The following is a 14,722-nucleotide window of genomic DNA, read 5'->3' as shown; positions in this document are numbered from 1 at the left end:
CTGTGTTCGAGAAGACCTATCACGCGACGCACCCAGACATGATGGAGTGCGTGGACAATGAGAGCCTGCGCGACCGCCATCTGGTGGGTGGCATGTTCGTCGAGGGTAAGGTCGTCCTCAACTACAGCCATAATGAGCGGTTCGTGATCGGCGGCGCGGTGCCGGCCGGTGGCAGCCTCAAGCTGCCCGACCAGACCGAACCGGCCTCGGCGGCGGGCCATCCCTTCCTGGAACGGCGCGAAGCGGGCATCGTCAATATCGGCGGCCCCGGCGCGATCATCGTCGACGGCACCCGCTACGAGATCGGCAACAAGGAATGCCTCTACGTCCCCATGGGCACGAAGGAGGTGATCTTCGAGGGCGCGGAGGCCCGCTTCTACATCGCCTCGCTGCCCGCGCACAAAGCCTGCCCGATCAGGAAGATCACGCTGGCCGAGGCGAACCCGCTGGAGCGCGGCGACCTCGCCAATTCCAACCACCGCACCATCTACCAGCTGGTGATCCCCGGCGTGTGCGAAAGCGCACAGCTGCTGCTCGGCCTGACGGTGCTGGAAACCGGCAGCGTGTGGAACACCATGCCCCCGCACCTTCATGACCGCCGCAGCGAAATCTATCTCTATTTCGATCTGCAAGGCGGCGACCGCGTCTTCCACTATATGGGTGAGCCGGACGCCATGCGCCACATCGTCATCGAAAATGAGGAAGCGGTCATCTCGCCCCCCTGGTCGGTCCATATGGGATCGGGCACCAAGAGCTATGCCTTCATCTGGGCGATGGGCGGCGAGAATCTCGACTATACCGACATGAACGTGCTGGACATCTGCCAGCTGCGCTAACCTGTTTGTCGTCATCCCCGCGCAGGCGGGGATGACGCGGGAGAGAATAGGATGACCACCCCCTTCGATTTGACCGGCAGGCGCGCGATCGTCACCGGCGCCAACACCGGCATCGGCCAGGCGATCGCGCTGTCGCTCGCAGCCGCCGGCGCCGACATCGCCGCCGTCGGTCGCACGCCCGCGCAGGATACCGTCGATCAGGTCCGCGCGCTGGGCCGCAAGGCGGAGATCGTCTCCGCCGACCTTTCCAGCATCGAGCCGGTCCAGCGCGTCATCGACGAAACGCTGGAAAAGCTCGGCGGGCTCGACATCCTCGTCAACAATGCCGGCATCATCCGGAGAGCCGACAGCGTGGACTTCACCGAGGAAGACTGGGACGCGGTGATCGACACGAACCTGAAGACCAGCTTCTTCCTCTGCCAGGCGGCCGGTCGTCACATGATCGCGCAAGGCAGCGGCAAGATCGTCAACATCGCCTCGCTCCTGTCCTTCCAGGGCGGCATCCGCGTGCCGAGCTACACCGCGTCCAAGAGCGGGATCGCGGGCCTGACCAGGCTGCTGGCGAACGAGTGGGCGGCAAAGGGCGTCAACGTCAACGCCATCGCGCCGGGCTATATCGCCACCAACAACACCGCAGCGCTGCAGGCCGACGAGACCCGCAACCGCCAGATCCAGGAACGCATCCCCGCCGGCCGCTGGGGCGATCCCGGCGACATCGGCGGGGCGGCCGTGTTCCTCGCCTCCGCCGCCGCCAACTATATCCACGGCCATATCCTCGCCGTCGACGGCGGATGGCTCGCGCGCTGACAGACGCGCGATCCATATCCCGTTCTAACTGAGCCTGCCGAAGCCCGCTGCTTCTCTTCGGGAGAAGAGAGACAGGCTCAGCCCGGACGAAAGATCATCCCGAGGAGGGACAAACCCTCCCGCATTCACAGGTAGAGGAGGACCGATGCCCGATCTCGACAGGCGAACTGCGCTCACCGCCACCGGCCTCGCGACGCTGGGGCTGGCGCTTCCCGGCCGCGCCGCCCCGATCGCCCCGCTCAGCCTCGATGCCCGAAAGCCCGGCCTCCTGCTCAAATCCGGCCATCTCCACATGGGCAGCGGCACCGGCCCGCATAGAGCGCTCGGCATCACCAACCTCTATCTGACCCGCGACGACCGGCCCTGGCTCCCGGTCATGGGCGAATTCCACTTCACCCGCTTCCCCAACCAATATTGGGAAGAAGAACTGCTCAAGATGAAGGCGGCGGGCGTCACCATCGTCGCCTCCTATATCCTCTGGAACCATGTCGAACTGGCGCCCGACCGCATCGACTGGACCGGCGACCGCGATATCCGCCGCTTCGTCACCCTCTGCCAGAAGCACGGCCTGCTCTTCTTCCTGCGCCCCGGACCATGGGGCCATGCCGAAGCGCGCTTCGGCGGCATCCCCGACTGGATCGTCGCCGGCACCCGCCCGCGCAGCAACGACCCGGCCTATATGGCGCAGGTCGATCGCTTCTGGCGCAGCCTGCACGATCAGGTGAAGGGACTGTTCTGGAAGGATGGCGGCCCGATCGTCGGGATGCAGGTCGAGAATGAATATAATCTCGACGGCGAAGGGCAAGGCCGCGCCCATATCGCAGCGCTGAAAGCCCTGGCGCAGAAGATCGGCTATGACGTGCCGCTCTACACCGTCACCGGCTGGGACCAGACGCTCTATCCCAGGGGGGAGGTCGTGCCCGTCCATGGCGGCTATCCCGACGAACCCTGGTCGGCCAAGACGACCGCGCTGCCGCCCAAGGAAAATTATCTGTTCCGTTTCGACAGCCGGGTCAGCGGCGACCTTGGCGCGCAGACGCGCAACAATCGCCGGGGCGACGCCGACAGCGACATGGCGGACACCCCCTTCCTTGGCGCCGAATATGGCGGCGGCGTGCCGGTCATGTATCGCCGCCGCCCGCTGCTCGAACCCGCCGACGTCGCCGCCGCCGTCACCACGCAGGTCGGGTCGGGCGTCAATCTGCTCGGCTATTATATGTTCCATGGCGGCGCGAACCCGCTGGCGCAGGGCCGTACATTGGAAGAAACCCAGCGCTCGGGCGGCTATAATGACTGCCCGATCATCGGCTATGATTTCCAGGCGCCGCTCGGCCAATATGGCGAGGTGAACCCGGTCAACGCCACGCTGCGCCCGCTCCATTATTTCCTCGGCCACTATGGCGAACAACTCGCGCCCATGGCGGTCCACGCGCCTGCGACGCTCCCCGCCGACAAGAATGACCTCAACACCCTGCGCTGGGCCGTCCGCAGCAAGGGCGACAGTGGCTTCCTCTTCGTCAACAACCATGTCCGCCAATATGCCACGCCCGCTTTTCCCGGCACGCGCTTCACCGTGCAATTGCCCGGCGGCGAGGTCACCCTGCCCTCGCGCCCCGTCACCATAGCGCCCGGTGCCAGCTTCTTCTGGCCGATCAACATGGATATGGACGGCGTGACGTTGAGCTGGGCCACCGCCCAGCCCGTCACCCGCATCGAAGATAAAGACGGCCCGATCCACATCCTCGCCGCCACATTGCCCGGCGCGGTCGAACTCGCCTTCCCCACCGGCACGCGCCTCTCCGCCCCCATCCGCACGGAGGAAGGCCGCGTCATCGCGCAGGTGCCACCCTCGCCCGATCGCCTGCTGACCATCACCAGCCCGGAAGGCCACCGCATACGCCTCCTCCTGCTGGACCCGGCATCGGCGCAAAATCTCTGGGTCGGCGACATCAGGGGCCAGCGCCGCCTCGTCCTCACCTCGGCCGACACGATGTTCACGCCCGAAGGACTGGTTCTGCGACAGCGCGGCAAGGCGCGGTTCGACTGGCGCATCCTCCCCGGCCCGGCCGCCAGCGCCACCGTCAAAGGCCCGGCCTCCACCACCATCGCTTTCACCCAGACCCGCGAAGCGGGCGAAGCGCCACCCATCATCATCGGCGGTCCCGCCAAGGCGGCGATGCAGCCGCTGCCCGAAGCGCATAAGGCCGCTGCCGCCTTCACCTTCACCCTGCCCGCCGACGCGGTACAACAGGGCGACGCCTTCCTCGAAATCGACTGGCGCGGCGACATCGGCCGGCTGTTCGACGGCGCGGACATGCTGGACGACGCCTATTGGGACGGGCGCGTCTGGCGCATCGGCCTCAAGCGCTTCGCCAATCGCCTCGGCAAGCCCTGGACGCTCACCATCCTGCCGCTGCGCGCCGATGCGCCCATCTATCTGGACGACAAGGCGCGCGCAAAATTGCCCAAGGGCGATCAGGTCGCCAGCCTCCTCACCCTCCGCCTCGTCCCCGAACTGGAGCATCGCCCATGACCCGCCTCACCCGCCGCGCCACCTTCGGCCTTGCGGCCCTGCCGCTGCTCGCCCATCCCGCCCTCGCCGCGTCGAAGACGGGGGGCGCGCGCCCCGGCCCCTTCCTCATCGGCGCGGACATCAGCTGGGTACCGGAGGATGAGGCCGCCGGTGCCCGCTATTATGTGAAGGGCGAACGGAAAGACCCGATCGCGATCCTGCGCGACGCCGGTTTCAACGCCATCCGCCTGCGCATCTTCGTCGATCCGGCCAAGGGCTATTCCAAACGAGAACCGGACAAGGCTTGGGCGGGCCTCGACCAGACGATCAAGCTCGGCCGCCGCATCCGCGAGGCGGGCCTCTATCTCGTCCTCAGCTTCCATTATAGCGACACATGGGCAGACCCGGAGCATCAGGGCGTGCCCACCGCCTGGGCCGGTTACGACCTGCCCCAACTCGCCACGGCGGTCGAGGCCCACACCCATGACACGCTGGTCGCGATGCGCGCGGGCGGCGCGCCGGTCGACATGGCGGTGATCGGCAACGAAACCACCTTCGGCATCCTCTGGCCCCATGGCCGGGTGAAGCTCTCCACCCCGACCGGCAATCCCGTCACCGACGCCAACCATGCGAAGGTGGGCGAAGTCGGCGGCTTCGACAATTTCGCCAGCCTTCTGCGCGCCGGGATAGCGGGCGCGCGCCGCGCCGAACCCGCCATCGCCATCCAGTTGCACAATCATCTCGGTCGCCACTGGCCGATCGTGCGCGAATGGACCGACGCGTTGGTTGCCCGCAAGGTCGATTTCGACGTGATCGGCTTCTCCTGCTACCAGCAGCGCGCGCAGGGCGACTGGGAAACGACGTTCCGCGAATTCGTGAAACGCTATCCCGACAAGGGGTTGCTGATCGCCGAATATTCCAGCCGCAAACGCTACCTCAACGACCTCGTCTACAGACTCCCCGGCAACCATGGCTGGGGCAGCTTCATCTGGGAACCGATCCGCCATCAGGAGGCGATCTTCGATCTGGACGGCCAGAATGCCGGCGGCGGTCCCAAGCCGGACCTGATTTCCCAGGGTCTCAACGGCGCCGAAGCCCCCGGCGGCCTCGCCACCGCACAGCCCGCGCCCAAGCCCGAGCCGACCGGTCCCATGGGCCATGGCGGCGACTATGTCGCAAACCCACTGCTCGACCTCTACGGCCAGATGGCAAAGGACTATCAGTGAGGCGCCGCGACTTCGCCCTGGGGCTGGGCGCGCTGACCCTGGCCGCCTGCGCCACCGCCCGCACGGCGCGGCGCGACGATCCGCTGATCTTCGCCTATTTCACCACCGGCAAGAAGGGCGAGGCTGATGGCCTGAAACTCGCCGTCAGCGACGACGGCTTCGCCTTCCGCACGCTGGCGGGCGGGCGCAGCCTGCTCATCCCGCAAGTCGGCGAGAAGAAACTGCTGCGCGATCCATTCCTCTTCCATGACGGCAAACTTTATCACCTGCTCTGGACCACCGCCTGGGAAGGCGTGTCCATCGGCCATGCCACCAGCGCCGACCTGATCCACTGGTCCGCGCAACAGGCGATCCCGGTGATGCAGGCCGTGCCCGGCACCCGCAATTGCTGGGCGCCCGAAGCGATCCACGATCCGCGCACCGGCCACTATCAGATTTTCTGGTCCAGCACCGTCACCGGTCGCTTCACCGAAACGGCGGGCACATCGGAATCCGCCTATAATCACCGCCTCTGGCGATCCAACACGGCCGATTTCGAGACCTTCTCACCGCCCGAACCGCTCTACGACCCCGGCTTCAGCGTAATCGACGGCACCTTCGCCCGCGGCCCCGACCAGCAACTCTACCTGATCGTCAAGGACGAGACGGTCGAACCGCCCCGCAAATGGCTTCAGGTCGCCAAGGCCGACAGCCCCACCGGCCCCTTCGGCCCCCTGTCCAAACCCTTCTCACCATCGTGGGTCGAAGGACCGATGACGGCACAGGTCGGCGACGCGCTGATCTGCTATTATGACGTCTACAAGGAAGGCCGCTGGGGCGCGGCGATGACCCGGGACATGGCGACATGGGAAGATGTGAGCGCGCGCCTCGCCCTGCCGGCGGGCGCGCGCCACGGATCGCTACTGCGCGTCCCCCGCGCCCTCATCGACCGGATCGCCTGAAGACCATCCCCCGCCCAGCGCGAGGAAGATCGCGATCTGGTCCTGTACCAGTTGCGCTCGCGCGGCGGCGGCGGAAGCCTCCGCGCTCGCCAGGCTGCGCTGCGCATCGAGCAGCGACAGGAAATCCCCCCGCCCGAAACGGAACAGCTTGCCTGCCTGCCCCGCCGATACGCCCGCGCTGTCGCGCGCCCTGTCCAGCGCAGCGGCCTGCTCGGCATTGCGGCGATAGCTTTCCAGCGCCGTCTCGGTCTGGCGCAGCGCCTCCAGCACCGATGCGTCGAAGCCGGCAAGGTCCGCCTTCACCTGCGCATCGGCCTGCGCGATTCGCGCGCGGACTACGGGACGATTGGGAAAGCTCCAGCTGAGCAGCGGCCCGAGGCTGAAGCCGAAGGCCGATCCCGATCCGAAATCCTTGAGCGGTCCGGCGAGGCCCACCGACCCGCCGATGCTGACCTGCGGATAGAGGTCGGCCGTCGCGACGCCCAGCCGTGCCGTATCGCCCGCGATCGTCCGTTCCGCCTGCCTGATATCGGGCCGCCGCCGGATCAGCGCCGCGCCATCGCCTACCGGCAAGGGCTGGCCCAGCGTCGGTAACGCCGCGCAACTTTCCACTTCGCGCGGATAGTCGGCGGGCGCGCGACCCAGCAGGGTCGCCAGCAGATAGAGCGCATTCTGCCGCTGCGCCGCGAAGCCGGGCAGCGCCGCCTCGCTCGTGTCCACGGCCGCCTGCGCGCGGCTGACGTCGAAGGCGGTGCCGCGCCCGCCTTTGGCCAGCCGCCGCGTCGCGCTGAGCGTATCGCGCTGCAACGCCACCACCTTGCGGTTGATCGCGAGGTTATAGTTGGCCGCGCACACCTGCGCATAGGCCTGCGCCGTCGCCGCCGCCACGCTGACGCGCACATAGTCGCGCGCCGCGGTCACCGCTTCGACATCGGCGCCGCTCGCCTCGATCGCGCGCTTGATCCGACCGTTGAGATCCAGCGGATAGGAGGCGGCCAGCCCCAGATCATAGCTCACCGAACCGGGCAGATGCTGCGACACGCCCGAAGCCCGCGCAATCGTCTCGCCGCCACTCACCGATGTCGTGATCTCCCGTCCTGCCTGCGCTTCCCGCAGCACCGCCTGCGCCTTTTCCAGATTGGCATCGGCGGCGCGCAGGTCGGCATTGGCGACCAGCGCCTGCTCGACCAGCGTGTCGAGCTGCGGATCGGCGTAGAGCCGCCACCAACGGTCGGGCAGCTCGCCTTGCGAAAATTGCCCGCCCTGCGCCGAATGGAAGGCACCCGTCGCCCCCGGCGCGGTCGCCGCCGACTGTTCGGGCGGGCGATAGTCCGGCCCGGCGGTCGCGCAGGCGGCAAGGCTCAGCGCCAGCAGCGGCGCCCAGACGCGCTTACCCATGACGGCAATCCCCCGGCTTGCCGTCCTTGGCCGCCGGCTGCACCGTCACGGTCGCGGTGCGGCCGGAAATCAGGCGCAACCCCGCCGGCACCTTCTCCAGCTTCACGCGCACAGGGATCCGCTGGGCCAGCCGCACCCAGGAGAAGGTCGGTTCCACCGATGGAAGCAGGTTGCCCGCATTGCTGCGGCTGTCGTCATTGATGCCATAGGCGATGCTTTCGACCCGGCCATGCACATCCTGCGCCTCGCCCATCAGCCGCACCGTCACCGGCGCGCCGATGCAGATCAGCGGCAGCTTGGTTTCCTCGAAATAGCCCTCGACGCGCAGCGAATCGCTGTCGATCAGCGCCATCGCCTGGCTCCCCGCGCCGACATAGTCGCCGGGATGCAGGTCCAGATTGGTGACGACGCCATTGACCGACGCGACGATCTTGGTGCGCTTCAGGTTCAGCGCGGCGGCATCGCGCCCGCTCAGCGCTTCGGCCAGCGCGGCCTGTGCGGTTTCGACCTTGGCGAGATTCTGCTCATGCGTCTCGGCCGCCACCAGATCGCCCAGCGCCGTGTCGCGCCGGGCCTCGCGCCGCGCCTGCCCCAGCGTCGCCTGCGCGCTGGCGATCCGGGCGTTCGCCTCCTCCAGCGCCATGGAATAGCGGGGCGTGTCGATTACGAAGAGCAGGTCGCCCGCCTTCACCTGCTGGTTGTCGCGCACCGCGACCGAGGTGACGAGGCCGCTGATGTCGGGCGTCACCCGCACGACGTCGGCGCGCACCCGGCCGTCGCGGGTCCAGGGGCTGCCCTCATAATGATTCCACATCCACACGGCGACGGCGGTCGCGGCGATGACGAGGGCGATGGTGGCGGCGCTGCGGATCAGCACTGTAGTGAGGCGATTCATAGACGGATTCCAAGGGTGGGGACGAGGATGGCGAGGCCGCCAAGGATCAGCACGAAGATGCTGAGATCGACGGCCGCGCGATAGGCGAGGAAGCGGTAGAGGCCGGCGGCGCCGATCAGCCGGGTGACGGCCCAGGCGAGGATCAGCGCGACGAGCGCCAGCAGCAGGAGCGTGGGGATGAAGATACCGCCAAGGGCAATTTCTCCGGTCATGCGGTGGCCCTCCGATGGCCTTGCGCGTCGGGGAACAGGTTACGGCGCAGGCTGACGAGGCCCAGCACCGCCTCGCGCCGGATCGACGGTCGCGGATTGGCCGCCAGTTCGTCGATCGCCGCGTCTATGTCGTCGAGCAGCGCCGGGTCGGCGGCCTGCGGTGCGTCAGGGTCCAGCCGGCGATAATGACGGCCGACCCCCTGCAACACAGTAGCGAGCCGCCCGCCCTCCTGCACCGGCAGGTCGAGCCGCAATTGCCGCAGTTCGCCGATCGCCACGCCCGTGCGCAGGTCGCGCAGCGCGTCGTAGAGCGGCTTGCCGCTGTCCCGCCGCGTGGCGGCCAGGCGCGGGGCGAGCAATGCGATGCGATCCAGCATCCGGTTTATCCAGCCGCGCACGTCGGGCGGCGACATCAATGTCGCGCGATTGGCGATGTCGGTCCAGCCCGCGCGGATCGTCCGGCGGATTGCCCGCTCGACGCCCGCCGACTGGAGCAGGCCGGCCATGATGATCGCGAACCAGATGCCGACGATCTGCGCCACCGCGCCGTTGATGTAGGTGGCGAAGGCGCTGACATAGCGGTCGGACAGCAGCACCGGGCTGCCGAGGCCCAGCAGCGTCGGCAGCGCGATCCCCGCCCAGCGGGGCGAGGCCATCAACGCGCCGAGCAGCAGCAGCACCGGCGCATAGGCCAGGGCCAGCATCGCGAAACCGTCCAGCCGGGGCATGATCGCATAGCCATAAAGCGCGCCCAGCGCGGATGCGGCGATCGTCCCGACCATGAAGCCCTTGAGCGGCGCCAGCGGATTGTCGGCGGCAGCGAACAGGGCCAGGAACACGCCCGCCAGCATCACCGCCGTGCCGCCATCCTTCCATCCGCTGCCGATCCACAGGGCGCAGCCGATGGCGATGGTCATGAAGGCGCCGAACGCGCCGCGCGCCGCCCCCGCATAATCGCGATGCAGTTCCCGGTTGCGTCGCCCTTCCAGCAGCAGCGCGACGCGCGGCGTCACGGCGGCACGGCTGTGAGTCGCCATCTGGTCCGCCAGGTCGCGGCAATCGCGATGCGCCGCGACCAGCGCCGCGAGCCGGGCATAGAGGCTCAACCGCATCATGTCGCCCCAGCCCATCGCCGCGTTCGCCTCCGGCTCCAGCGCCTGGCAACGGTCGATCAGTTGCTGCGCCCGCGTGGCGCGGGTCGCATTGTCGGGCGCGGGCGTCTCCAGCCACAGTCGGATATCGGCTATCAGCGCCTCGACCTGCATCGGCACCCTGCCGTCATTGGCGGCCTTCAGCTCGGCCAGCCTGTCTTCCACCGCCGCGCCCAGCGGCAGCAGCATCGACAGCTGGTCCTGCAACGCGCGCACGGTGCGGACGCGTGGGGCCAGCCGGCTGATGTCGAAGGGCAGGTGGACCGACATCTGGTGCAGTTCGGTGACGTCCTGCGCCAGTCGGCGGCGCTCGGCGTCCAGCCCCGCCACCGGCGCGACAGCAATCGCGTCGCGCGACCAGCGCTCCGCATCACGAAGGATCGCCTCGACCCGGCCCAGCAGCACCGCCGTGATCGATCCGGGCAGGACGACGCCATGGACCAGGCTGCCACACAGGATGCCGATGGATATTTCCTGCACCCGTAGCGACGCGACGGTGAAGATGGCCTGGGGCGTATCGACGTCGGGAAAGACGATCAGGCAGGCGGTATAGCCCGCCAGCACGAACATGTAGGAACGGGGCGTGCGATCCAGCAGCGAGACGAAGACGCACAGCCCCAGCCAGGACGCCATCGCGAGCGACAGCAGTTCCGGCGCATTGACCAGCGGCGGCACGATGGCGACGGCGAACATGGCGCCGACGAAGGTGCCGATGATGCGGAACAGCGCCTTGGAAATCACGGCCCCCGCCATCGGCTGGGCGACGATATAGCTGGTCAGGAATGCCCAATAGGGGCGCTCAAGCCCGATGCTGAAGGCGACGAACAGCGCCAGCATGGCGGCCGCCAGGCATTTCAGGGAAAAGAGCGCGGCCGGCAGGCCGAATTTTTCGCCCAGCGTCACATCTGGCTCCGCCGTTCGGCGATGCGATGGGCAAGAAGGTCGAGCATTTCGACCATGATCTCGATCGCCTCGTCGGGCACGTCGCGCAGCAGGTCGGCGCGCAGCGCGCCCAGCTTCGTCTCGATCTGCCCGACCAGTTCCTTGCCCGCCGAGGTCAGCGCGATGACGTTGGACCGCTTGTCATCCGGATGCTGCGTTCGCGCGACCAGCCCCGCCGCCTGCAACTGGTCCAGCGTCCGGACCAGCGAAGGCTGGCTGATGTCGAGGGATTCGGCCAGTTCCGCCTGGCGCACATCGGGGCCGATGCGGTCGATATGGATCAGGCACCAGCCCGCGCTGTTCGACACGCCGAACTGCGCCAGCGCGGCGTCGGCCAGCTGCCGCCAACTGCGGGCGACAGGCGCCATCTTGTGCGCGAGCGCGCGCTTGGATTCTGAAAGGGGCATATTCATTAGATAGCTAACTAATGAATAATGTCAAGATTCGTACAGCTGTCCATGTCGCTGTCCGCTTTCGTCCCGTTCGAACGGGAAAGGCCCGGACGAATCCGGGCCTTTCGCCTTTCAGCCTCGACGCGTGCCGTTGAAGGCCGACGCGCCGAAGGCGCCCAGCTGCATCGTGCCGGTGATCGCGTCGCCGGCGACTTCCGCCTCGCACTCCAGCGTCATCGGCATGGGCATGGTCATTTCCATCTTCCAGGTCAGCTTCGCGCCATCGACCTTGCCGTCGACCACGTCCAGCGATCCCATCATGCCGGCGAAGGTGCCGTTGAAGCGTTCGCCGCTGCTGATGACGGTGAACACGCCCTTCTGGTCGCCCATCGGGGTCTTCGCCACGCAATCATAAGCGCCATCGACACTTGCCATATCCAGTCTCCTTTACGTTCGCGTCAGTCTGCGAGTGTGCCCGTTTCAACCGGCAAGCCCACCGCGTCAAGCTGCGGCCGCACCAGTTTCGCGTCGCCCACCACGACCCAGATCAGCCGGTCGGGGCTGATCGCCTCGCGCGCGGCCTTGTCCATGTCCGCCGCGGTCATGGCGCGATAGACGTTGGGCAGCGTCTCGTAATAATCGTCGGGCCGCCCGATCAGGCTGTTGCGCATCATCGCGCCCAGCAGGTCGGACGAGGTTTCGAAACTGCCGGGCAGCGAGAGGATCTGGCTGTTGATCGTCTGGTTCCGCTCCGCCTCGGTCGTGCCCTTGGTCGTCAGATACTCCCTGATGTCCTGTCGCGCGGCGATGATCGATTCGCCGGTCTTGTCGGTCTGCACCGGGGCGTAGACCAGCAGCGGGATCGTCTCCTTGACGCCCGGCAACGCCGTGCCGGCACCATAGGCCCATCCCTTCGTCTCGCGCAGGTCCATCGTCAGGCGCGACGTGGTGCTGCCGCCCAGCACTTCGTTGGCAGTCAGCAGCGTCACCGGATTGTCGGTCCCCGCCTTGCTGGTCAGCAGCCCGCCCAGGATCAGCGACTGCGGGCTTTGCGGCTTGTCGATCAGGATGATCCGCGCCGGGCGCATCATCCGGTCCATGCGGAACAGCTTGGCGCCCTTGGTCACTGCGGGCGCCTTCCAGTCGCCGAAGCGCTTTTCCAGCAGCGGCAGCAGTTCGCTCAGCGTCGTGTCGCCCGCGACGAAGATCGTCGCATTGTCGGGCCGCAGCCACTTGTCGTGGAAGGCGCTCAGGTCCGCCCGCGTCACCGCCTTGACGCCCGCCTCGGTGCCCGATCCGGTGAAGGGAATGCCATAGGGATGCGCCTGGCCGTAAAGCAGCGGCGGCAGCATCCGCTGCGCGATCGCCATCGGCTCGGTCTTTTCCGCCTTGATCCGGGTCAGCACCTGCCCGCGCAGCCGCTCCACCTCGGCTGGCGCAAAGGCGGGGTTGCGGATCACATCGGCCAGCAGGCCCAGCGACGCGTCCAGATTGGGCTTCAATGCGAACAGGCCGACATTGGTCCGGTCCATGCTGTTGCCCGCGCTGATCGACGCGCCCAGCCGCTCCTGCTCCTCGGCGATCTGCACCGACGACCGGGTCGTCGTGCCTTCGTCCAGCAGCGCGGTGGTCAGGCCCGCCGTGCCCAGCTTCGCCTTGTCGTCGGCGGCGTTGCCCGCGTCGAAGGCGACCGACACGCGCACGGTCGGCACGGCGGTGCGCCGCGCGAAGACGACCGGGATGCCGTTCTTCAGCTTGGCATGTTCGACATCGGGAAAGTCCAGATCCTTGACCGGCTCGATCGGCGGCTCCGCGATCTTCGTGGACGCGGGCGGTGTCGCCGCAGCAGGCGCCGCGTCGGGATCGCGGAAATAGGCCGGGCTGTGCGTCGCCCCACCTGCCTTCACATTGCCCGCCAGCGCATTGTCCGCCGCGCTCCGTTCGCCCGGCGCAACGGTCAGGCGCAGCACCGGCCGCCCCAGCCATTTGCGCGCGGCCGCCGTCACGCTCTGCGGCGTGGCCGATGCGTAGATGGCGAGGTCTTTCTTATATTTGCCCGGATCGTCGGAATAGACCGCCCCTTCGGCCAGCGTCACCGCCTTGCCCGAAAAGCCGCCGACCTTTTCCAGTCCCGAAATGGTGCCCGCGGCCTGCCCGGTGGCGGCGCGCAGCACCTCGTCGGCGCTCGGTCCCTTGGCCAGATAATCGGCCAGCAGCGCGTCGAGCCGCTTGCCCACCGCCACCGGGTCCGCGCCCGGCTTCACGTCGACGGTGATCTCGGCCAGGCTCAGCTTCTCGAACGGCTGGATGCTCGCCTTGACGCTGACCGCCACCTTCTCGTCGCGCACCAACGCGTTGTCGAGCCGCGACGAGCCGAGGCCGCCGAACACCGTCATGGCAAGGTCCAGCTGCTGCAATTCGGCCGAATTGACGCCGGGCACCACCCAGTTGCGATAGAGGCGGGTGGCGGCGACATTGTCGTGCATCACCACCTCGGCATCCTTGGCCAGGGTCGGAACGGTCGCATCCACATCCTGCGGTGCCGGGCCGGCGGGGATATTGCCGAACCACTTTCCGACCTTCGCCTTCGCCGTCGCGACGTCGATATCCCCGGCCAGCACCAGCACTGCGTTGTTGGGACCATAATGGGTCTTGAACCAGTTCTGGACGTCCGCCAGGCTCGCGCTGTTCAGGTCCGCCATCGACCCGATGGTCGAGTGGCGATAGGGATGACCCTCCGGCAGCAGCGCGGCAAGCTGTGCATATTCGACCAGCCCGTAAGGCTCATTCTCGCCCATCCGCTTTTCATTCTGCACGACCCCGCGCTGGGTATCGAGCTTGGTCTGGGTGACGGCGCCCAGCAGATGCCCCATGCGATCCGATTCCAGGAACAGCGCCCGGTCGAGCGCCCCGGTCGGCACCGTCTCGAAATAATTGGTCCGATCGAACCAGGTCGTCCCGTTCCAGTCGGTCGCGCCGATATCCTCCAGCCGGCCGAAGAAGGGGCCATCGGCATTTTCCGAGCCGTAGAACATCAGATGCTCGAACAGATGGGCGAAGCCTGTCTTGCCCTTGGGCTCGAAGCGGGAGCCGACATGATACCAGATCGACACCGCCACCACCGGCGCCTTGCGGTCGGTGTGGACGATGACGCGCAGCCCGTTGGGCAGGCGGAACTCCTCATAGGGAATGTCCACCTTCGCCACGAGGCTGGAAAGCGGCGCCGGCGCGCCTGCTTCCGCGCTCTGGGCGACCGCCTGCGTCATCGGCGTCATGGCAAGGACGGAGAGCGCGAGAGGGGACAGGCCGATCAGCAGGGACAGCCGGCGCGACAAAGAGGAAAGGATCATGAAAGGCCTCTGGCAGGAGCTACGGACCATGCGGTCAGGGGAACGACCGCGACAGACGGG

The 14,722-nt window shown here is 67.5% G+C and carries 12 protein-coding genes; 5 read left to right on the top strand and 7 right to left on the bottom strand.

Annotated elements, in window-relative coordinates:
* Nucleotides 1–2: 2 nt before the first annotated feature.
* The 5 genes from kduI (at nucleotide 3) to K3M67_RS14700 (ending at nucleotide 6,322) form a co-directional block, all read left to right on the top strand.
* Nucleotides 3–836, top strand: a complete 834-nt coding sequence (gene kduI / locus K3M67_RS14720) for a 5-dehydro-4-deoxy-D-glucuronate isomerase (protein ID WP_285831854.1) — start codon at nucleotides 3–5, stop codon at nucleotides 834–836.
* A 51-nt stretch (nucleotides 837–887) separates the two neighbouring features.
* Nucleotides 888–1,643 carry a 2-dehydro-3-deoxy-D-gluconate 5-dehydrogenase KduD gene (gene kduD, locus K3M67_RS14715; RefSeq protein ID WP_285831853.1) on the top strand — a complete coding sequence of 252 codons (756 nt, stop codon included), beginning with the start codon at nucleotides 888–890 and terminating at the stop codon, nucleotides 1,641–1,643.
* Between the two features lie 145 nt (nucleotides 1,644–1,788).
* Complete coding sequence (locus K3M67_RS14710) at nucleotides 1,789–4,176, top strand: beta-galactosidase (RefSeq protein WP_285831852.1); 2,388 nt, start codon at nucleotides 1,789–1,791, stop codon at nucleotides 4,174–4,176.
* Nucleotides 4,173–5,381 (top strand): glycosyl hydrolase 53 family protein, encoded by a 1,209-nt coding sequence (locus K3M67_RS14705; protein ID WP_285831851.1) that lies wholly within the window; start codon nucleotides 4,173–4,175, stop codon nucleotides 5,379–5,381. The genes K3M67_RS14710 and K3M67_RS14705 overlap by 4 nt, the downstream gene beginning before the upstream one ends.
* Nucleotides 5,378–6,322 (top strand): glycoside hydrolase family 43 protein, encoded by a 945-nt coding sequence (locus K3M67_RS14700; RefSeq protein ID WP_285831850.1) that lies wholly within the window; start codon nucleotides 5,378–5,380, stop codon nucleotides 6,320–6,322. The genes K3M67_RS14705 and K3M67_RS14700 overlap by 4 nt, the downstream gene beginning before the upstream one ends.
* Here the strand turns inward: K3M67_RS14700 and K3M67_RS14695 are convergent.
* The 7 genes from K3M67_RS14695 to K3M67_RS14665 all read right to left on the bottom strand — a co-directional run bounded on the left by K3M67_RS14695 (nucleotide 6,281) and on the right by K3M67_RS14665 (nucleotide 14,662).
* Nucleotides 6,281–7,720, bottom strand: a complete 1,440-nt coding sequence (locus K3M67_RS14695) for an efflux transporter outer membrane subunit (RefSeq protein WP_285831849.1) — start codon at nucleotides 7,718–7,720, stop codon at nucleotides 6,281–6,283. The genes K3M67_RS14700 and K3M67_RS14695 overlap by 42 nt on opposite strands.
* Nucleotides 7,713–8,615, bottom strand: coding sequence for an efflux RND transporter periplasmic adaptor subunit (locus tag K3M67_RS14690; RefSeq protein ID WP_285831848.1), 903 nt, complete (start codon nucleotides 8,613–8,615; stop codon nucleotides 7,713–7,715). The genes K3M67_RS14695 and K3M67_RS14690 overlap by 8 nt, the downstream gene beginning before the upstream one ends.
* Complete coding sequence (locus tag K3M67_RS14685) at nucleotides 8,612–8,827, bottom strand: DUF1656 domain-containing protein (RefSeq protein WP_066865948.1); 216 nt, start codon at nucleotides 8,825–8,827, stop codon at nucleotides 8,612–8,614. The genes K3M67_RS14690 and K3M67_RS14685 overlap by 4 nt, the downstream gene beginning before the upstream one ends.
* A complete protein-coding gene (locus K3M67_RS14680) occupies nucleotides 8,824–10,881 on the bottom strand; it encodes an FUSC family protein (RefSeq protein WP_066865945.1) in 2,058 nt (685 codons plus the stop codon). Before K3M67_RS14680 ends, K3M67_RS14685 begins: the two co-directional genes overlap by 4 nt.
* Entirely contained in the window at nucleotides 10,878–11,327 is a 450-nt protein-coding gene (locus tag K3M67_RS14675) for a MarR family winged helix-turn-helix transcriptional regulator (RefSeq protein WP_066866002.1), read from the bottom strand. The genes K3M67_RS14680 and K3M67_RS14675 overlap by 4 nt, the downstream gene beginning before the upstream one ends.
* 117 nt (nucleotides 11,328–11,444) lie before the next feature.
* Entirely contained in the window at nucleotides 11,445–11,747 is a 303-nt protein-coding gene (locus tag K3M67_RS14670; protein WP_285831847.1) for a hypothetical protein, read from the bottom strand.
* Nucleotides 11,748–11,770: 23 nt separating this feature from the next.
* Nucleotides 11,771–14,662: a M16 family metallopeptidase gene (locus K3M67_RS14665; protein ID WP_285831846.1), complete on the bottom strand. Its 2,892-nt coding sequence runs from the start codon at nucleotides 14,660–14,662 to the stop codon at nucleotides 11,771–11,773.
* Nucleotides 14,663–14,722: the final 60 nt, after the last annotated feature.

The organism is Sphingobium sp. V4, from assembly GCF_029590555.1.
Taxonomy (GTDB): Bacteria; Pseudomonadota; Alphaproteobacteria; order Sphingomonadales; family Sphingomonadaceae; genus Sphingobium.
This window is presented reverse-complemented; position numbering and strand designations above follow the sequence as displayed.

Coding starts and splice junctions, on each gene's coding strand:
- kduD (WP_285831853.1), top strand. CDS start 888: ATGACCACCCCCTTCGATTTGACCGGCAGGCGCGCGATCGTCACCGGC.
- K3M67_RS14710 (WP_285831852.1), top strand. CDS start 1,789: ATGCCCGATCTCGACAGGCGAACTGCGCTCACCGCCACCGGCCTCGCG.
- K3M67_RS14705 (WP_285831851.1), top strand. CDS start 4,173: ATGACCCGCCTCACCCGCCGCGCCACCTTCGGCCTTGCGGCCCTGCCG.
- K3M67_RS14695 (WP_285831849.1), bottom strand. CDS start 7,720: ATGGGTAAGCGCGTCTGGGCGCCGCTGCTGGCGCTGAGCCTTGCCGCC.
- K3M67_RS14690 (WP_285831848.1), bottom strand. CDS start 8,615: ATGAATCGCCTCACTACAGTGCTGATCCGCAGCGCCGCCACCATCGCC.
- K3M67_RS14685 (WP_066865948.1), bottom strand. CDS start 8,827: ATGACCGGAGAAATTGCCCTTGGCGGTATCTTCATCCCCACGCTCCTG.
- K3M67_RS14675 (WP_066866002.1), bottom strand. CDS start 11,327: ATGCCCCTTTCAGAATCCAAGCGCGCGCTCGCGCACAAGATGGCGCCT.
- K3M67_RS14670 (WP_285831847.1), bottom strand. CDS start 11,747: ATGGCAAGTGTCGATGGCGCTTATGATTGCGTGGCGAAGACCCCGATG.
- K3M67_RS14665 (WP_285831846.1), bottom strand. CDS start 14,662: ATGATCCTTTCCTCTTTGTCGCGCCGGCTGTCCCTGCTGATCGGCCTG.